This window comes from Devosia sp. A449, from assembly GCF_054489375.1.
Genome location: NZ_JBTMWU010000001.1, coordinates 246,291 through 264,945, shown reverse-complemented (window position 1 = coordinate 264,945; position 18,655 = coordinate 246,291). Strand labels below are relative to the sequence as shown.

Below are 18,655 nucleotides of genomic sequence, written 5' to 3'. Positions count from 1 at the left end.
CAGGGAGAGCAGGTATGGCTGTTGCAGCCGAGAAACCGATCGCCATCACCATGGGCGATCCCGTCGGCGTCGGCGCCGAAGTCATCGTCAAGGCGGCGGCCGAGCTGAGCCCGGCCGACCGTGCCGCCCTGCTGGTCATCGGTTCGGCGGAAACGCTTGAGCGGGCGATCAGCGCGACCGGCGTTAATCTGCGGCTGGTCACCGGCGAGGCCATCGGAGGCAACAGCCAGTTGCGCATCGACGATGTGCGGGTGCCCGGCATGCCGCTGCCGTTCGGCAAGCTCGACCCGATCGGCGGGGAAGCCAGCTACCGCTATATAGCGCGCGCCGTGGAGCTGTGCCTGTCCGGGAAAGCCGCCGGCATCGTCACGGCGCCAATCAACAAGGAAGCCCTGAATCTTGCCGGCCATCACTTCGATGGCCATACCGGCATGCTGGCGCACCTGACTGGTTCGCGTTCGTCCTTCATGCTGCTCGCCTCCGAGCGGCTCAAGGTGATCCATGTTTCGACCCATGTGTCGCTGCGCGACGCCATCGGCCGGGCCACGCCGGAACGCATTCTCGAAACCATCCGGGTCGGTCACGCCCATCTCAAACGCACGGGCTATGACAACCCGCGCATCGCCGTGGCTGGCATCAACCCGCATTGCGGCGAGAATGGCCTCTTCGGTCGCGAGGATGATCTGCAGGTTGCCCCGGCCGTCGAAATGGCCCGCCAGGAAGGCATCGACGTCGTGGGCCCGATCTCTGCCGACACGCTCTATTACCGGGCCTATTCCGGCGCCTTCGACCTGGTGGTGGCGCAATATCACGATCAGGGCCATATCCCGATCAAGCTCGTGGCCTTCGACACCGCGGTCAATGTTTCGCTGGGCCTGCCGATCGATCGCACCTCGGTCGATCATGGCACCGCCTTCGATCTGGCCGGCACAGGTCGCGCCAAACACGTGAACATGCTTGCGGCCATTGCCTATGCCCGCAAGCTGGCGGCAACTGCCGCCTGATTTTTCCTTTAGCGACCGAGGTTGCACAAATGAGCATTCGTGGAGTTTTCAGCGCGGCGGCGACGCCGATCAATGGCGACCGCAGCCCCGACCATGGCGCCCTCGCCGCCCATTGCCGGCAATTGCTCGACGATGGCTGCCACGGCATAGCGCTGCTGGGGTCAACTGGCGAAGCCAATTCGTTCTCGCTCAACGAGCGCCGGGCGATCCTCGAGGCCGTGGTCGCCTCGGGCATCGCGGCGGATAGCCTGCTGCCGGGGACGGGTCTTTGCGCCCTGCCCGAAACCGTCGAGCTGACCCGCCACGCCTTGTCGCTGGGCGTGACCAAGGTGGTGATGCTGCCCCCGTTCTACTACAAGGGCGTCAGCGACCAGGGCCTGTTCGACGCCTATTGCCAGGTTCTCGACGCCGTGGCGGATGACCGCCTGCGCGTCGTGCTCTACCACATTCCGCCGCTCTCCCAAATTCCGCTGAGCCACGACCTCATCGGCCGGCTATGCGAGCGCTATCCCGATATCATTGCCGGGGTGAAGGATTCCGGCGGGCAGTTGGACAATATGGTCGCGCTGGCCAAGGCCTTTCCGCAACTCTCGATCCTCGCCGGGGCCGATCCGTTCCTGCTGCCGCTGATGCGACAGGGCGGCGCTGGCTGCATCACCGCGACGTCGAACCTGGCGGCACGCCAGTTGCGCGTGGTGTTCGACAAATTCGCCGACAGCAGCGCTAGCGTCGCGGTCGACGCGGCACAGGCGCGCATCGTTGCCCTGCGTGAGGCCAGCAACAGCTTTGCCCAGATTCCGACGATCAAGGCGATGATTGCCCGGCGTTACAACGCGCCGAGCTGGACCAATATGCGGCCGCCGCTGGTGCGCATCAGTGACGAGCAGATCGCCAAGCTGACCCCGATCCTTGATCGGGTCGACGCTGAACAGCCCGCATGACCACCATAGACGCCGCTCTGGCAACCGGACGGCGCGGCCTGCGCACGCGGCCCGGCAGCCTGTTGCTCGGTCCGACCGGCGCACGCCTATGGGCGGAAATGCTTGATGACGTCCCCGGCTTTGTCGGCGCCATCGACTTCATCCACAAGCTCAACATTCCAATGTTGTTCGGCATAGCGCTGGAGCAAGCCCAGCCGCCGCTGCCGTCGCAGGTCGAGTGGCGGCCAAGCCACCTCACCACAACCAGCACACTTGGCGCGCTGACGCTTGAAGAGCGCCGCTACGTCACGTGGGCAGACGAAGCTGTCTCACTGCAGTGCTGGCACAATGCCGGCACGGCCCCGGCGCGTGTTCAATTGCAGATCGACACGAGCTGGGTAACCCGCGACGCCACCGGTGCCCGCGGCGAGCGGCGGATCGATGCGCAGGACTTTTCGCTGCGCATGGTGCTCGCTACAAGCCGTGATGACCTCTGGTCGGGGATGACGCTGGCGCCCGGCGAAACCGTGGAATTCGTCGTGGCCGCTGCGGTCGGCATTGCCGAGAGCGATAGCTGGGAGATGCTGGACCGCAAGGTCGGTGCCATAGTCGCCAAATCGTCCGCAGCGCTACTGGCAGAACAAGTCGCCGAATATCAGGCCTGGTTCGATGAAACGCCGAAATTCACCAGCAGCAGCCCTTTGCTGGACAAGCTCTATGCCTACCGCTGGTTTTTGATGCGCCACACTCTAGCGAGGCCTGGTCGTGCACCGCTCGACGGCACCTTCTTTTATGAAGGCCGCTCGCACAAGATGACCAAGACGCCTTGGAATCCGGTGGGCTGGGAGTTCAGCAAGCTGATCCCGCTGTCGACGCCCATGCACCTCATCGAAGCGCGCTGGCATCACGAAGCGGGCCTCGGGACCGGGGTCTATCCCCTGCTGGCCGGTGCGCAGGCCAAAGACGGGCAGTTCGATGCCCAGACGTTGACGCGGACGATCCACCCCTATGCAAACTTCATGGGCTGGGCGAGCTATCAATATGGGCTGGCACAGGGCATCAACGATGCCTTGCGAGACGCACTCCCCATGCTCAAGCGCCAGGTGCGCGGCGAGGCTGAGTTCCTGGCGACGGGGGGCGACAACCTGCCGATCCAGCAGCGCCACCAACTGACCGGCAAGGAGTACCAACCCAGCTACTGGTATTTCCACGACTACCCCGACGATCCGCTGGACCCGGCCACCTACACCCCGCTCAAGCGCGTCGATCGGGCTATCTATCATCATCTCAACGCCCGTGGCGTGGCCGGCCTTTGCCGGCTGATGGGCGATAGCGAGGCGGAGCAGTTCGAGGCGCTCGCCGAGGACATTGCTGGCGATGTGCTAACCAAGCAATGGGATGGCGAGGCCAGGTTTTTCTACGATCTGCATCACCAGACCGACGAGAAGGCCAGGGTGCGCAATATCGTGGGTTTCTATCCCTATTGGGCCGGAATTACCGACGATGCGCATCTAGCAGGTCTGCTCGAATCGCTTGGCCCCGACCATTTCGACACCCCCAATCCCCTGCCCTCGGTATCGCCGCAATGCCCGGTCTTCCAGGCCGGCGGTAGTTGGAAAGGGCGCTTCCTCAAGGGCCGCAACGGCTGCATGTGGGACGGCCCGACCTGGCCCTATACCAATAGCGTGGTGATCGACGCTATCGGCCGGGTCAGCCGCGGCAATGGCCATGCCCAGGATGAGCTCTTCGGACACTTTTTCTGGAAATACGCCCTGCTGCATTTCCAGCAGCGCGACGGCGAGACGCCTTATCTCGTCGAGCACTATGACAGCATGACGGGCGAGCCGATCAGCGACGAGCCGGACTACAACCATTCCTATCTGATCGACATCATCATCCGCCAGATAGTTGGGCTCGAAATCGCCGAGGACGGGATGGTCACGATAGATCCGGTGGACGTTGGCCTTGAGCAATACGAGCTTGAGGACGTCCGAGTGTTGGGCCATCGATTGAAGATATCATTTTCCAGAGATGGCGGAACGGTAGTGGAGCAGAACGGAACGGTCGTCGCCACGGCTCCGAGCGGACAAAGACTGAGCGTTGCATTGGACCGACCACAGCGACCGGCATCCTGATCTCATAGCTACAGTACGCACTAGGCGCTGTGACGCAGCCCATGGCCAATTGTCCATTATTCGCCTCCTGGAGCCAGAACCTGCTGGGCCGCTCTCGGCCTCATTTCGGCCGTCGGTGATTGACGGAAGGAATGCCCGCTTGCGCCCCGTGGGGGGGCTGCCGCCCGTATGTTACCACACCGAGCGTTGGGCTTTGGCCAAGACCGGCCCCACCGAAATGTCGCAACGCCCCCAAACGGGGTCCGAAACATCGGCATGTCCCGGGGCACTGAAACGTCGACTGAATTTCCGCTAAGTTATTGGCGGAGAATGAAAATGAGCGTGCTTCGGTTTGGTGGACACACCGCTAGCCACTGAGCACAAGAAACCGCCCGAATGATTTCCGAACTAACTTATCCGGGGAAATGGCCGTTGGAGAATGGGGATAATTGAGGGCTGTTTGGGCTTGCCTCAAGGCAGTCTCCCGAAGCGTTTCGCCATTTCCCGCCGTGAATTGCTAGGTGAATTCAGCGACTTAAGACTCAATGCTACCGGAGATCAATTTTCGCAACGAAAACAAGGGGTTAATGGCGGAGAGAGAGGGATTCGAACCCCCGATGGAGTTGCCCCCATGCCGCATTTCGAGTGCGGTGCATTCAACCGCTCTGCCATCTCTCCGCGAGATCGATACGAGCCCCCGAAGGGGCCGGCTGGTCGACACGGGCCGGCTTATGCCATAGCAATGGTTGGCCCGCAACACCCCTTGTGGGCCTTCCTGCAATTTTGCCGGCGGGGCAGGGGCTGGAGGGCGCGCCGACGCCCGGTTCGCGACACATTTTTGTGCAAAATCCCGTGCGCCGGCGTGCATCACAGCGCTCGGCTCGAAATGGGAGGATGCCATGGTTAAACGTCGTGAAGTCGTCGCCGGCATAGCGGTTTTGCCCATCGTGTCGCTGGGCCTGGGGCCCGTCTGGGCGCAGCAGGCGGCATTGGAGGGGGATGCGATCCCCACGGCGGATGGCGACATCATCGTCCATCCGGTCGATCACGCCAGCCTCGTGCTCGGCTTTGGTGATCAGGTTATCTATTGCGACCCGGTGGGTGGCGCGGAGCGCTATGCGGGCCTGCCGGCGCCGACCGCGATTCTGGTAACCCACGGGCATGGCGATCATTTTGACGTTCCGACGCTGGAGGCGATTGCCGGTCTGGCGCCGATCCTCGCCAGCCAGGAGGTGTTCGACAAGCTGCCTGAGGGGCTCAAGGTGAATGCCACGGCGCTGGCCAATGGCGACGAAACCAGCCTTGACGGCATCGCCATCAAGGCGATCCAGGCCTACAACATCACCGCCGACCGGCTGCGCTATCACCCCCCGGGCGTGGGCAATGGCTATCTGCTCACCCTGGGCGACAAGGTGGTCTATGTGGCCGGCGATACCGAGCCGACCCCCGACATGCTGGCGCTCACCGACATTGCGGTGGCCTTCCTGCCGATGAACCTGCCCTATACCATGACGCCCGAGCAGGCGGCCGAGGCGGTCAACGTGTTTAAGCCGGCCATCGTCTATCCCTACCACTATGGCGAGAGCGATCTGTCGGTGCTGGAGGCCCAGGTCGGAGACCATACCGAGGTCCGGCTGCGCGATTGGTATCCGAACGGCCAGTAATCCGGCGTCAGGCTTGACTCTTGGGGCATTTCCCCCGATAAGCCGCGACGGAAATGCGTGCTGGCTGGTCTGGCGCGCCTTCTTTGTTTGAAAACGCTGTTCGAGGCTGCCCGCCGGTTTGATCACCGGCTGCCGATCGAAGACCGCAGGGCTTCGGCTTTAACCTGCGGCGCCACAGAGCGCGACACAATGGGACCGGGCGTTTGACGCTCCCGGTTAAACTATGACTTTTGCCGTGATCAAAACCGGTGGCAAGCAGTATAAGGTTGCCGCCAACGACGTTCTCAAGATTGAAAAGCTCGACGCCGAAGCCGGCACCATCGTCACCTTCGACCAGGTGCTGATGATTGACGGCGAAGTCGGTGCTCCGCTGATCGAAGGCGCGCTTGTCGCTGCCGAGCTGCTTGAGACTCGCAAGCAGAAGACGGTCATCATCTTCAAGAAGAACCGTCGCCACAATTATCGTCGTCGCAACGGCCACCGCCAGTTGCTGTCGACCGTGCGCATCACCGAAATCCTGACCGGCGGCGCCAAGCCGACGATCAAGGCAGTCGGCGTTGTCGCCCCCACGGAAACCGTGGTTGTCGGCAAGCCCGCCAAGGTCCGCGCTGCTGCCAAGGCTGCTGCTGCGGCTGAAGCCAAGGCAGTCGTTGCGACCGAAGCCAAGGCTCCGGCCAAGAAGGCTGCGCCGAAGAAGGCCGCTGCCGCCGACGTAGCTGCCGCTGACAAGCCGGCAAAGAAGGCCCCGGCCAAGAAGGCCGAGCCTAAGGCCGACAAGGAATAAGGAGCCCTAGAGATGGCACACAAAAAAGCAGGCGGTTCATCCCGCAACGGTCGTGATACCGCTGGCCGTCGTCTTGGCGTCAAGAAGTTTGGCGGCGAAGCCGTCATCGCTGGCAACATCATCATCCGTCAGCGCGGCACCAAGTGGCATCCCGGCACCGGCGTTGGCCTGGGCAAGGATCACACCATTTACGCACTGGTCGATGGCGCAGTGACGTTCCGCACCCGCGCCAAGTCGCAGGTGTTCGTGTCCGTCACCCCAGCAGAAGCCGCCGAATAACCCGGCAGGTTTTGTGAACCCGCCGGTGACCTGGTCCCCGGCTCGTGTTCGCACCATGCGAAATCAGATCAAGGGGGACCGGCTCGCCGGTTCCCCTTTTCGTATTCTGCAGCAGAGCGCAAAATGGACAGCATCAAGCACCGCCTTCCCGCCATCATCACGACGGATGGCCTGGTGCTGACCACGCCGACGCTGGAGCATGTGCCGGAAATGGCGGTGCTGGCCAACAGCAAGACCATCCATGCGGTGCTGTCGCGCCTGCCGCATCCCTATGACGAGAGCCATGGCCGGTTCTTTGTCGAAAATATCGCGCGCGGGCCGGAGGAATTCGCCTGGTCCATTCTGCTGCAGGGCCATTATATCGGCACCATTGGCCTGCATTTTTTGCCCGACCTGCTGCCCGAGCTGGGCTATTGGCTGGGTGAACCCTATTGGGGCCTGGGCTATGCCACCGAGGCCGCCATGGCCGTGGTGGCAGCGGCCAGGACCAGCGGCACGCCAGCCTTGCGCTCGCGCGCCTTGCTGAGCAATGCCGGCTCGCGCAAAGTGTTGCGCAAGGCCGGCTTTGTCGAGACCGGCGAGGCCGTCGACGAGAAGGGCACGCTGGCCGGTCAGAAGGTCATGCAGATGCGACTGGATTTCGGATCATGACGCCACGCGATGCTTTGCCGATGACGATCATGGGATGGCGCGCGTCATGAATGTCACGCTGCGCACGCCCCGCTTCATCCTGCGGCCGCCCCAATTGGGCGATGCCGAGCCGATCGCCCGCTATCTCAATGATTTCGGCGTGGCCGGCAATCTGGCGCGGGTGCCATTCCCCTATCATCTGAGCGACGCCAAGGCATGGCTGCGCACCCGTCTGCCCGGCCTGCCGCCCGAGGAGACCAATTTCTCCATCGAGCTGCCGGGCGAGGGCTTTGCCGGCCATGTCGGCTTTCATCAGGGGGCCAGCGGCCCGGTTCTCGGCTATTGGCTGGGGCGGCCCTTCTGGGGACGCGGCATCATGACCGAAGCGGTCGTGGCTAGCCTCGATTGGTTCTTTGCCATCTCGGTGGCGCCAGTGATTTACTCGGGCGTGTTCCATTTCAATGCGGCTTCGCTCGCTATTCAAACCAAGCTCGGGTTTACCCAAACCGGACGCTCAACCCTGCTCTGCCTTGCGCGCGACGCCGAGGTGGAGCATATCGACACCAAACTGACGCGTGGCGTCTGGAAGGCCAGAGAAAAATGAAGTTCCTCGACCAGGCCAAGGTCTATGTGCGCTCCGGCGACGGCGGTGGCGGCTCCGTGTCGTTCCTGCGTGAAAAATTCGTCGAATTCGGCGGTCCCAATGGCGGCAATGGCGGGCGCGGCGGTGACGTCGTGCTCGAATGCGTCGACGGGCTCAATACGCTGATCGATTATCGCTACCAGCAGCACTTCAAGGCCAAGACCGGTGTCCATGGCATGGGCAAGAACCGCACCGGTGCCGATGGCGGCGACATCGTGCTGCGCGTACCGGCCGGCACGCAGGTGTTTGAAGACGACAACGAGACACTGATCGCCGACATGACCGAAGTCGGCCAGCGCGTCGTGCTGCTCAGCGGCGGCAATGGCGGCTTCGGCAATGCCCATTTCAAGACCAGCTCCAATCAGGCACCGCGTCACGCCAATCCGGGCATTCCGGGCGTGGAAAAGTGGATCTGGCTGCGGCTCAAGCTGATTGCCGATGCGGGTCTGGTCGGCATGCCCAATGCCGGCAAGTCGACCTTCCTCGCCGCGGTCTCGGCCGCCAAGCCCAAGATTGCCGATTATCCCTTCACCACGCTGCATCCCAATCTGGGCGTGGTTTCCATTGGTGAGCGCGATTTCGTGCTGGCCGATATTCCCGGGTTGATCGAAGGCGCCAGCGAAGGCGCCGGCATTGGCGACCGCTTCCTCGGCCATGTGGAACGCTGCGGCGTGCTGATCCATCTGATCGACGGCACCCAGGAAGACGTCGGCCTGGCCTATAAGACCATTCGCGGCGAATTGGCGGCCTATGATCCGCTGCTGGGCGAAAAGCCTGAGCTGGTGGTGATCAACAAGGTGGATTCCATCCCGGCCGACGAGCTCAAGGACAAGGTCAAAACCCTCAAGAAGCTGAGCAAGCAGGACGTGCTGCAGGTGTCCGCCGTGACCGGGCAGGGCGTCGATATGGTGCTCTATGGCATCATCGAAACGCTGGATGCCGAAAAGGCCGCCAAGCTCGAAGCCTCCCGTCGCAAGGCTGAGCCCAATTGGGCGCCGTAGTCATTGCGGCGGCCGACCAGGTGAACGCCCTCGCGCCCTATAAACGGCTGACCATCAAGATCGGTTCGGCGCTGCTGGTCGACAAGGCCGGTCGGCTGCGCGCCGACTGGCTGGCCAGCATCGCCACCGATATCGCAGCGCTGCAAGCCAGTGGCTGCGAGGTGGTGATCGTCTCCTCGGGCGCCATCGCGCTGGGGCGGGGACTGCTGGGCCTGTCGGCAGTGGCGCTGACGCTTGAACAGAGCCAGGCGGCGGCCAGCGCCGGGCAGATTGCCCTGAGCCAGGCCTGGGCCGAGGCGCTGGGTCGGCACAGCATTGTGACCGGGCAGATTCTCATCACGCCCAATATCACCGAAGAGCGGCGCTATTATCTCAACGCCCGCACCACCATAGCCACCCTGCTCGGGTTGGGCGCCATTCCGATCATCAATGAGAATGACAGCGTCGCCACTGCCGAAATCCGCTATGGCGACAATGATCGCCTGTCGGCCCGCGTCGCCACGATGATCGAGGCCGATTGTCTGGTGCTGCTCAGCGATATTGACGGGCTCTATACCGCCCCGCCGGCCAAAGACCCCAATGCCACCCATTTGCCGCTGGTCCGCGCCATCACGCCGGAGATCGAGGCGATGGCGGGGGGCGCCGCCAGCCATCTGTCGCGCGGCGGCATGACCACCAAGGTGGAAGCCGGCAAGATCGCGACCCAGGCCGGCACGGCAATGATCATCGCCAAAGGCACCGAGAACCATCCGCTGCAGGCGCTGACCGAAGGCGGTCGGCATACTTTGTTTCACCCCGCCCATAGCCGGGCGCAAGCGCGCAAACGCTGGATCATGGGCACGCTGGCCGTGTCCGGCACGCTGCAGGTCGATGCCGGCGCGGCGCGCGCCCTGCGCACCGGCAAATCGCTGCTGCCGATCGGCGTCACCAAGGTGAGCGGCGAGTTCGAGCGCGGCGACGCCATTGCCGTGCTCAACCCAGACGGGGCCGAAATCGCCCGGGGCCTGGCCGGGCTCAACAGCGAAGATGCGCGGCTGGTCATGGGCAAGCGCAGCGACACCGTGCAGTCGCTGCTCGGCCCCAGCAATCGCGCCGCTCTGGTGCATCGGGACAATCTGGTGCTGGTCGGCACCAAGGAGGACAGTCAATGAACGCCCATGACGCCGCTGCGTCGGTCGCCACCATCATGGCCGAACTGGGCCGCAACGCCCGCATCGGCGCGCGCGCCTTGGCCCTGGCTACATCGGAGCAGAAGCGCACGGCGCTGCTGACCGCTGCCGGCGCCATCAACGCTCACCGCAAGAAAATCCTCGCCGCCAATGCGCAGGATATGGCGGCGGCACGCGACAAGGGCATTTCCAGCGCCTTTCTCGATCGGCTGGAGCTGAACGACGCGCGCATCGACGGCATTGTTGACGCGGTGAAGATTATTGCCGAGCTGCCCGATCCGGTCGGCGCCACCATCGCCGAATGGGATCGGCCCAATGGCCTGCATATCGAACGCGTGCGCACGCCGCTCGGCGTCATCGGGGTGATTTTTGAATCGCGCCCCAATGTCACCGCCGATGCTGGCGCGCTGTGCATCAAGTCGGGCAATGCGGTGATCCTGCGCGGCGGCAGCGACAGCATCCACTCCAGCCACGCCATTGTCGAATGCCTGCTGGACGGGCTGCACCTGGCCGGCCTGCCGGCCGAATGCGTGCAGCTGGTGCCGACCACCGACCGCGCTGCCGTGGGCGAAATGCTGAAGGGGCTGGACGGCAATATCGACGTCATCGTGCCCCGCGGCGGCAAGACGCTGGTCGCTCGGGTGCAGGACGAGGCGCGCGTGCCGGTGTTCGCCCATCTCGAAGGGCTGGTGCATGTCTATATCGACAAGAGCGCCGATCTGGAGAAGGCCGTCAACGTCACCCTCAACGCCAAGATGCGGCGCACTGGCGTGTGCGGCGCGGCGGAAACGCTGCTGGTGCATCGCGACGTGGCCAACACTCATTTGGTGCCGATCATCGAGGCGCTTATCGCCAAGGGCTGCGAAATCCGCGGTGACGCGGCGGTGATGGCGCTGGTGCCAGAAGCCAAAGCCGCGACCGAAGCGGATTGGCGCACCGAATATGAGGACGCGATCATTGCGGTGAAGCTCGTGGATAGCGTCGACGCGGCCATTGCCCATATCGAGACCTATTCGAGCCACCACACCGAGGCGATCATCGCCGAAGATGCGGCGGCGGTTGAAAAATTCTTCAACGAAATCGACTCGGCGATTCTGGTGCACAACGCCTCCACCCAGTTCGCCGATGGCGGCGAGTTCGGCTTTGGCGGCGAGATCGGTATCGCCACCGGCAAAATGCATGCGCGCGGGCCGGTCGGTGTGGAACAGCTCACCAGCTTCAAATATCGCGTCCGCGGCAACGGCCAGACGCGGCCGTGAGGGGACGCAGACCCGCCGTCCGGGGCGCGCTTTGACTCTGCGCGCGCCCATCCGCATCCCCGGGATCACCGAGCTGCCGCCCTCCGGGGCCGGCATGCGCATCGGGCTGTTCGGCGGCAGCTTCAATCCCATCCATGAAGGCCATGGGCTGGTGCTGGAAGAGACGCTGCGCCGGCTGCAGCTTGACGTCATCTGGGTGCTGGTGACGCCGGGCAATCCACTCAAGAACCATGACGAGCTGGCGCCGTTGGCCGACCGGGTTGAGGCTGCCCGCAAGCTGCTGGTTCATCCGCAGGTGCGGGTGACGGGTTTTGAGGCCGCTCAAGGGTTTAGTTACTCCTGGCAGACCATCCGCTTCCTCACCGAGGCGCTGCCGGATCGGCGCTTTGTCTGGATCATGGGCGCCGATAATCTGGTCGATTTTCACCGCTGGGAACGCTGGCGCGATATCGCGGCCATGGTGCCCATGGCGGTCTATGTGCGGCCCGGTTCGGGGCGTCGGGCGCCGGTGTCGCTGGCCGCCAATGCGCTGGCCCGCTGGCGGCTCGATGAGGCCGACGCGCCGCTGCTGGCATCGTTGCCGGCGCCGGCCTGGGTCTATCTGCATGGCCGCCAATCTGCCCTCTCGTCCTCGGCGATTCGGGCACGCCAGCAACACAACAAGCCAATGTGAGCGGCAATCTTGCGAAATGCTTGCAGAAAGCGCATATTGAAGTTTGTGATTTAGTCACCTGAACAGGAACTGACTGCTTGTCGTTTTCACAACGCCTGCAACATTCCGATCAACAACCAAGGATGCTGACCCCACGCATGACCCATGCACTGGCATGGGCGGAAGGCCATTGCTGATGGCCGCGCTGCCCGAGAACACCGTTTCCGCTCCCACCGCTTCCCAGACAACTCCGGAACGCCCGATGATCGACGTGATCCTTGATTGCCTTGACGATGCCAAGGCCGAGGAAATCGTTGCCGTGGACATCACTGGCAAGTCCTCGCTGGCCGACCATATGGTCGTCGCCTCAGGCCGTAGCCAGCGCCATGTCGGCGCCGTGGCCGACCAGATGGTCAAGGCCCTGCGCGAAGCCGGCTTCGACAAGCCGCGCATCGAGGGCCTGCCGCATTGCGACTGGGTCCTGCTCGATGCCGGCGACGTCATCGTGCATATCTTCCGTCCGGAAGTGCGCGAGTTCTACAATATCGAAAAAATGTGGCAGGCCGATTTCGCGGCCGACGCCCACTAAGCGCCTATGCGCCTGACAATCGCGGCTGTCGGCCGAATGAAGGCCGGGCCGGAGCGGGAGATGATTTCCCGCTATCTCGATCGCGCGGTCGGCGGCGGCAAATCGCTGGCGCTGACCGGCTTCGACATTATCGAACTCACCGAATCTCGTGCTTCGTCCTCGGCCAGCCGCAAGGCTGACGAGGCCAAAGCGTTACGCGCCGCTTTGCCCGATGGCATCGTGGTGGCGCTGGACGAACGCGGCAAGGCCATCGGCTCGGAAGCCTTGGCCAAGCAGATCGGCCGCTGGCGCGATGATGGCCGCCCGGCCGTCAGCTTCGTCATAGGCGGCGCCGATGGGCTGGAGCCCGATTTCGTGGCCAAGGCTGATCTGGTGCTGAGCTTTTCCCCGCTGACCTGGCCGCACCAACTGGTCCGCATCATGCTGGCCGAACAGCTCTACCGCACCACCACCATCCTCAGCGGCCACCCCTACCATCGCGGCGATTGAGCGGCACGATCATCACGTCATGGTTAAGCAACGTTAACCTGCGGTTTGGGGGCGGCTTGCTATGGTGCGAGGAATGATTCGGGCGCGTAGCGCTTCTGCTGGAGACGTCATGGCGGTCGGGCCGGGCAAGAGACTGGGATTGGTGCTGGCCAGCCTGTTATTGGCGGGCGTGGCGACCCTGCCTGTGCTCGCCCAGCTGGAGACGACGCCGCCCCCGGCCGAGGCCGTGCCAACGGCTGAGACGCCGGCAGAACCAGCGGTGGAAGCCGCACCGACGCCGGAAGATCTTGCAGCGGTGGAAGCCTCGCTCAGCCTGAGCCAGGAGCGCATCGATGCGCTCAAGGCCGAGATTGCCGAAATGGAAGGCGACCGCACCAAGCAGAACGCGGCGCTGATCGCAGCGGCGCAACGCGTCAAGCTGGCGGAAATCGAAGTGGCCGATATCGAGGATCGGCTGTCGACGCTGATCATCTCCGAACTGGAAGTGCGCGGGCGGCTCGATGGCTCCAAGGCCGAGATCGCCAATGTGCTGGCGGCGCTGGAGCGCATCAGCCTCAATCCACCCCCGGCGCTGATCGTCGACCCTGACGATGCCCTGGGTTCGGCCCGCAGCGCCATGCTGATTGCCGCCATCGTGCCGCAGCTGCGCACCCGCGCCGATGCGGTGACGGCCGACCTCACGGCGCTGACCGACATCAAGGCGCAGGCGCTGGCCGAAGAGGCCACGCTCAAGGCCAATTACTCGGTGCTGGAAGAGGAGCGCCTGCGCATCGCCACGCTGATTGTGGCCCGCCGGCAGGGCATCACGATGCGCAGCACGGAGCTGGCGGCCGAAGAGGCCGAGGCGGTGGCTCTGGCAGCGCGGGCCACGAGTTTGCAGGAGCTGATCGGCAGCCTGTCGCAGCGCGCCACTTCGGTCTCCAGCGCCAGTGCCGCGGCTGATGCCAATATCGACCCCGATGCGCCGGTACTCACCGCCGAGGCGGTGCAGCTGGCGCTGGCCAATAGTGCCCGTACCGAGCCGGCCATCCCGTTTGGCGCCGCCAGGGGCTATCTCACCATGCCGGCCAATGGCGTCAATGTGCTTGATTACGGCGCCGGAGACGGCTTTGGCGGCATCAGCCACGGCATCTCGGTGGTCACCCGTGCCGAGGCGCAGGTGGTGGCGCCGGCCGATGGCTGGGTGCTGTATAAAGGGCCTTACCTCAATTACGGCCAAATCGTCATTCTCAATACGGGGCAGAACTACACCGCATTGTTGGCGGGTTTGGACGCCATCAGTGTGGACATCGGCCAGTTCGTGCAAATGGGCATGCCGCTGGGCACGATGGGATCACGCACAATTGGCCGTTCGGTCACCACCAATGCTGGCGCGGCCCAGCCGACCCTCTATATTGAATTCCGACAGAACAACGAGCCCGTCGATCCAACTGGATGGTGGGCAAACCTGACACAGAGTGGATAGAACCCTCATGCGCCTGACTCCTCTTCGCACGCTCGCTATTGTCCTGTCGCTCTCGCTGCCGACCGGCCTGCTGATGGCCCAGGAACCGACACCGGTGCCGGCGCCGCCGGCCGAGCAAGCCCCCCCGGTCGAGCCGGCCCCGCCAGCCGAACCAGCGCCAGCGGCCGAGCAGCCCGAACCGACGCCGGAGAAAAATGCCGCGGCGCCGCGTGACCCGCTCGAGATCTATGCCGACCTCAACCTGTTCGGCGAAATCTTCGACCGGATTCGCGCCGAATATGTCGATCCGCCGGATGAGCAGGAGCTGATCCGCGCCGCCATCCAGGGCATGCTGACCTCGCTCGATCCGCATTCGGGTTATCTGCCGCCGGCCGATTATGACGATATGCGCGAGAGCAATACCGGCGAGTTCGGTGGTCTCGGTATCGAAGTCACCATGGAAGACGGTGTGGTCAAGGTGGTCTCACCCATCGATGACACCCCGGCGGCCAAGGCCGGCATCATGGCCAATGACTTGATTGTCGAGATCGATGGCGTGCAGGCGCAGGGCCTGACCCTGGACGAAGCCGTGGAAAAGATGCGTGGGCCGATCGGCACCTCGATCAAGATTTCGGTGTTCCGCGAGGGCGTTCCCGATCTGCTCAGCTTCGAGCTGACCCGCGCCACCATCGCGCTGCGCGCCGTGCGCTGGAGCATGGAAGGCGATGTCGCCGTGCTGCGTCTGTCGCGCTTCTCCGAGCAGGCTTTTGTCGGCCTCGAGGCGGCGCTCAAGGCGATCTATGCCGAACGCAAGGATGTCGCCCCCAAGGGCATCATTCTGGATTTGCGCAACAATCCGGGCGGCCTGGTCGATCAGTCAGTCTATGTGACGGACGCCTTCCTCAAGCAGGGTGCGGTGGTGCTGACGCGCGGCCGTATCGCCGAGGAAAGCGCCCGCTATGACGCCCAGCCCGATCCGCTCGATGCCATGATCGCCGATGTGCCGCTGGTGGTTCTGATCAATGGCGGCTCGGCCTCGGCTGCCGAAATCGTCGCCGGGGCGCTGCAGGACCATAAGCGCGCCACGCTGGTGGGCACGCGCTCCTTCGGCAAGGGCAGTGTGCAGTCGATCATCTCGCTGGGCCCCGATGGCGCCATGCGGTTGACCACGGCGCGCTATTACACACCGAATAACCGCTCGATCCAGGCGCTGGGCATTACGCCCGACATCGAGATCAAGCAGGTGGTGCCGGCTGAATTCCAGGGCCGCGACGAGATCATTGGTGAGGCGGGCCTGGCCGGCCACATCAAGATCGAGGGTCAGGAAGAAACCAGCGTCGGCTCCTCGGTCTATGTGCCGATCGAAAAGGCCGACGACACCCAGCTGCAATATGCCATTCGCCTGATCAATGGCGAAGAGACCGATGCGGCGTTCCCGCCCAAGGCCGACTGACGGCCGAGCGGGCCGCTGTGGTATAAAATTGGTGGGGGCGAGGCGGCTGATTCGCTGCCTCGCCCCCACTGTCTTTAGTGTCGGGGCGGAATTCGTGAACCATGGCCAATGACCTGACAACGCCGTTGAGCGGGCGCAAGCGCAAGCCTGGCCCGCGGCCGCATCTGCCGATTGCGCGCACGCTGTTCGCGCTGCTGGCGCTGATCGCGGTGGCGTTCGTGCTGCGTCTGGTGCTGACCGATGACCCCAATGGCGGTCGCCCCAGCGAGGAGGTGGCCATCACCTCGACGCGCAACAGCAATGCGGTGGCCAGTGCCGTCAGCACCGGCCCGGTGACCATCACCGCCGACCCCCAACAATTCCCCGCCGGCAGTTCGATAACCGCAGTGGCCAGCGGCACCACGGATGCCGGCTCCATCACCGGTCTGTCCGATATGTCCGGGGCGTTGCCCGATCTCAGCGAGGAGACCGGGGCAGGGCCGATACCCCGCATTTCGGCCAGTGGCCAGACCCCGTTTGCCGCCTATGCCCGTCCCTCGATCGCGGCCGTCACCAGCGGCTTGCCGATGATCGCCGTCATCGTCACCGGGCTGGGCATCAACGAACAGGGCTCGCTCGAGGCCATCGACCATCTGCCCGGCGACGTCACGCTGGCCTTCGCCCCCTATGGCAAGTCGCTGCCGAGCACGGTGGCGACGGCGCGGGCCGATGGCCACGAAGTGCTGCTGGAAATTCCGCTCGAGCCCTTCGACTATCCGCAGAACGATCCTGGTCCGCAGACGCTGCTCACCGGCGAAGCGCCGCGTGCCAATCTGGACAAGCTGTTCTGGCTGATGGCGCGCTTTGGCGGCTATGTCGGGGTGATCAACAATATGGGCGCGCGCTTCACCGCTGCCGCCGCTGATTTTTCGCCTGTCATGGAAGAACTGGGCGCGCGCGGGCTGGGCTATCTCGATGATGGCTCGTCCAACCGTTCGCTGGCGCAGCAGCTGGCGGGCGGCAACAAGGTGCCGTTCTCCCGTGCCGATCTGGTGATCGACGCCAATCCGTCGCGCCAATCCATTCTCGCAGCGCTTGCCAGCCTTGAAACCACAGCGCTGGAGAATGGCCAGGCAATTGGTATTGTCAGTGCGCTGCCGATCTCGGTGACTGCGGTGACCGAATGGGCGCGCGAGCTTGAGAGCAAGGGTTTCATGCTGGTTCCGGCCAGCGCCCTGATGAAATAGAGTTTTGCCATGACCACCCGTCCTGACCGAGACAGCCTGCCCTATCGTGATTGCGTCGGTATTGCCGTGTTCAATGCTGCGGGGCAGGTGTTTGTCGGCCGACGCCGATCCGGCGACGACCCCGAGAACAGCGCTGGACTGGGCGCCCCCTGGCAGATGCCGCAAGGCGGGATCGATGCTGGCGAAGATCCGCTGCGCGCCGCATTGCGCGAGCTGCATGAGGAAACCAGTATCACCAGTGTGAGCCTGCTCGCCGAAGCGCCGGAATGGATCTATTACGACCTGCCGGACGAGGCGCTGGGCGTTGCCCTCAAGGGCAAGTTCCGTGGTCAGCGGCAGCGCTGGTTCGCCTTCGCCTTTACCGGCCAGGATGACGAAATCGACGTCACCAGCCCCGGTGGCGGCAAGTTTCCGGCCGAGTTCGACGCCTGGCGCTGGGAAAAACTCAGCCGCACGCCGGGCCTGATCGTGCCCTTCAAGAAGCCGGCCTATGACAAGGTCGTGGCCGCCTTCGCCGACATTCCGCAGCGTTTCGCCGCATGAAAACCATCGGCCTCATCGGCGGCATGAGCTGGGAATCGACGGCGCATTATTATCGCGTCATCAACCAGACCATTGCGGCGCGGTTGGGCGGGCTGCATTCGGCCTCGATCATCGTGCATTCGGTCGATTTTGCCCCCATCGCCGCCATGCAGGCGGCGGGCGACTGGGACGGCGCCGGCCAGCAGCTGGCGGCGATTGCCCGTAGCTTGGAAGCGGCAGGAGCCGAGGTGATTGGGCTGGCCACCAACACCATGCATATCGTCGCCGACCAGATCAGCGGCGCGGTGCAGGTGCCATTTATCCATATTGCCGATCCGACCAGCGCGGCGTTGCGCGCCGATGGCTTCGAGACGGTCGGGCTGCTGGGCACGCGCTTCACCATGGAAATGGGATTTTACCGCGACCGGCTGGCCGCCAGCGGGCTGGCCTCGCTGATCCCCGAAGTCGACCGCACCAATCTCAATGGCATCATTTATGACGAGCTGTGCCGGGGCATTGTGCGCGAGGAATCGCGCCGGCTCTATGTCAACGCCATCGAACGGCTGGCCGGGCGCGGCGCTGAAGCAGTGATTTTGGGCTGCACCGAAATCACCATGCTGATCGATGATTCGGTCAGCCCACTGCCGGTCTATGACACCACCGATCTGCACGCCAAAGCGCTGGTGGACGCGGCGCTGTCCTAGGCGTTCACGCCCGGATTAGCTGGCCAACCCACCTTCTTCCCCCTCGAAGCATTGCTAGCGCACGCCCTCAGAAGGCGTTGGGCGCGCGGCCGACTGCTGTCGCTGTGTC

At 64.0% G+C, this 18,655-nt stretch carries 18 protein-coding genes, 1 tRNA gene and 1 pseudogene; 19 read left to right on the top strand and 1 reads right to left on the bottom strand.

The features are described 5' to 3' along the window. The first annotated feature begins 14 nt into the window (after positions 1 to 14). The 3 genes from pdxA to ACX3OW_RS01285 are packed head-to-tail and all read left to right on the top strand — an operon-like array spanning position 15 to position 4,059. The gene (gene pdxA / locus ACX3OW_RS01295; protein ID WP_459093927.1) at positions 15 to 1,004 is read left to right on the top strand and encodes a 4-hydroxythreonine-4-phosphate dehydrogenase PdxA; all 990 of its coding nucleotides are present in this window, start codon (positions 15 to 17) and stop codon (positions 1,002 to 1,004) included. Between the two features lie 29 nt (positions 1,005 to 1,033). Further along, entirely contained in the window at positions 1,034 to 1,945 is a 912-nt protein-coding gene (locus tag ACX3OW_RS01290; protein ID WP_459093926.1) for a dihydrodipicolinate synthase family protein, read from the top strand. Then, positions 1,942 to 4,059: an MGH1-like glycoside hydrolase domain-containing protein gene (locus ACX3OW_RS01285; protein ID WP_459093925.1), complete on the top strand. Its 2,118-nt coding sequence runs from the start codon at positions 1,942 to 1,944 to the stop codon at positions 4,057 to 4,059. Before ACX3OW_RS01290 ends, ACX3OW_RS01285 begins: the two co-directional genes overlap by 4 nt. A 567-nt stretch (positions 4,060 to 4,626) precedes the next feature. On the opposite strand, the gene ACX3OW_RS01280 is transcribed toward ACX3OW_RS01285, so the two are convergent. After that, positions 4,627 to 4,716: transfer RNA gene (locus ACX3OW_RS01280), tRNA-Ser, on the bottom strand. Between the two features lie 221 nt (positions 4,717 to 4,937). Between ACX3OW_RS01280 and ACX3OW_RS01275 the strand changes: the two genes are divergently transcribed. The 16 genes and pseudogenes from ACX3OW_RS01275 to ACX3OW_RS01200 all read left to right on the top strand — a co-directional run bounded on the left by ACX3OW_RS01275 (position 4,938) and on the right by ACX3OW_RS01200 (position 18,546). After that, positions 4,938 to 5,702, top strand: coding sequence for an MBL fold metallo-hydrolase (locus ACX3OW_RS01275; RefSeq protein ID WP_459093924.1), 765 nt, complete (start codon positions 4,938 to 4,940; stop codon positions 5,700 to 5,702). Between the two features lie 223 nt (positions 5,703 to 5,925). Then, a pseudogene (rplU, locus tag ACX3OW_RS01270) lies at positions 5,926 to 6,348 on the top strand (50S ribosomal protein L21); the annotation flags it as partial. 150 nt (positions 6,349 to 6,498) lie between these two features. After that, entirely contained in the window at positions 6,499 to 6,765 is a 267-nt protein-coding gene (gene rpmA / locus ACX3OW_RS01265) for a 50S ribosomal protein L27 (protein WP_459093923.1), read from the top strand. A 123-nt stretch (positions 6,766 to 6,888) separates the two neighbouring features. Further along, complete coding sequence (locus tag ACX3OW_RS01260) at positions 6,889 to 7,416, top strand: GNAT family N-acetyltransferase (protein ID WP_459093922.1); 528 nt, start codon at positions 6,889 to 6,891, stop codon at positions 7,414 to 7,416. 46 nt (positions 7,417 to 7,462) lie between these two features. Then, positions 7,463 to 7,999, top strand: a complete 537-nt coding sequence (locus ACX3OW_RS01255; protein ID WP_459093921.1) for a GNAT family N-acetyltransferase — start codon at positions 7,463 to 7,465, stop codon at positions 7,997 to 7,999. After that, complete coding sequence (obgE, locus tag ACX3OW_RS01250) at positions 7,996 to 9,039, top strand: GTPase ObgE (protein WP_459093920.1); 1,044 nt, start codon at positions 7,996 to 7,998, stop codon at positions 9,037 to 9,039. The genes ACX3OW_RS01255 and obgE overlap by 4 nt, the downstream gene beginning before the upstream one ends. A 20-nt stretch (positions 9,040 to 9,059) precedes the next feature. Then, positions 9,060 to 10,190, top strand: a complete 1,131-nt coding sequence (proB, locus tag ACX3OW_RS01245; protein ID WP_459094779.1) for a glutamate 5-kinase — start codon at positions 9,060 to 9,062, stop codon at positions 10,188 to 10,190. Beyond that, positions 10,187 to 11,467, top strand: coding sequence for a glutamate-5-semialdehyde dehydrogenase (locus ACX3OW_RS01240; RefSeq protein WP_459093919.1), 1,281 nt, complete (start codon positions 10,187 to 10,189; stop codon positions 11,465 to 11,467). The genes proB and ACX3OW_RS01240 overlap by 4 nt, the downstream gene beginning before the upstream one ends. Before the next feature lie 31 nt (positions 11,468 to 11,498). Next, positions 11,499 to 12,140: a nicotinate-nucleotide adenylyltransferase gene (locus ACX3OW_RS01235; protein WP_459093918.1), complete on the top strand. Its 642-nt coding sequence runs from the start codon at positions 11,499 to 11,501 to the stop codon at positions 12,138 to 12,140. A gap of 175 nt (positions 12,141 to 12,315) precedes the next feature. Next, positions 12,316 to 12,708, top strand: coding sequence for a ribosome silencing factor (gene rsfS, locus ACX3OW_RS01230; protein ID WP_459093917.1), 393 nt, complete (start codon positions 12,316 to 12,318; stop codon positions 12,706 to 12,708). A 6-nt stretch (positions 12,709 to 12,714) separates the two neighbouring features. Then, positions 12,715 to 13,197 (top strand): 23S rRNA (pseudouridine(1915)-N(3))-methyltransferase RlmH, encoded by a 483-nt coding sequence (gene rlmH / locus ACX3OW_RS01225; protein WP_459093916.1) that lies wholly within the window; start codon positions 12,715 to 12,717, stop codon positions 13,195 to 13,197. Positions 13,198 to 13,306: 109 nt separating this feature from the next. Beyond that, positions 13,307 to 14,662 carry a murein hydrolase activator EnvC family protein gene (locus tag ACX3OW_RS01220; protein ID WP_459093915.1) on the top strand — a complete coding sequence of 452 codons (1,356 nt, stop codon included), beginning with the start codon at positions 13,307 to 13,309 and terminating at the stop codon, positions 14,660 to 14,662. A 7-nt stretch (positions 14,663 to 14,669) separates the two neighbouring features. Beyond that, a complete protein-coding gene (locus ACX3OW_RS01215; RefSeq protein ID WP_459093914.1) occupies positions 14,670 to 16,094 on the top strand; it encodes a S41 family peptidase in 1,425 nt (474 codons plus the stop codon). Positions 16,095 to 16,195: 101 nt separating this feature from the next. Next, positions 16,196 to 17,320 (top strand): divergent polysaccharide deacetylase family protein, encoded by a 1,125-nt coding sequence (locus ACX3OW_RS01210; protein WP_459093913.1) that lies wholly within the window; start codon positions 16,196 to 16,198, stop codon positions 17,318 to 17,320. Positions 17,321 to 17,329: 9 nt separating this feature from the next. Continuing rightward, the gene (locus tag ACX3OW_RS01205) at positions 17,330 to 17,863 is read left to right on the top strand and encodes an RNA pyrophosphohydrolase (RefSeq protein ID WP_459093912.1); all 534 of its coding nucleotides are present in this window, start codon (positions 17,330 to 17,332) and stop codon (positions 17,861 to 17,863) included. Further along, positions 17,860 to 18,546 carry an aspartate/glutamate racemase family protein gene (locus ACX3OW_RS01200; RefSeq protein ID WP_459093911.1) on the top strand — a complete coding sequence of 229 codons (687 nt, stop codon included), beginning with the start codon at positions 17,860 to 17,862 and terminating at the stop codon, positions 18,544 to 18,546. The genes ACX3OW_RS01205 and ACX3OW_RS01200 overlap by 4 nt, the downstream gene beginning before the upstream one ends. The last annotated feature ends 109 nt before the right edge of the window (positions 18,547 to 18,655 follow it).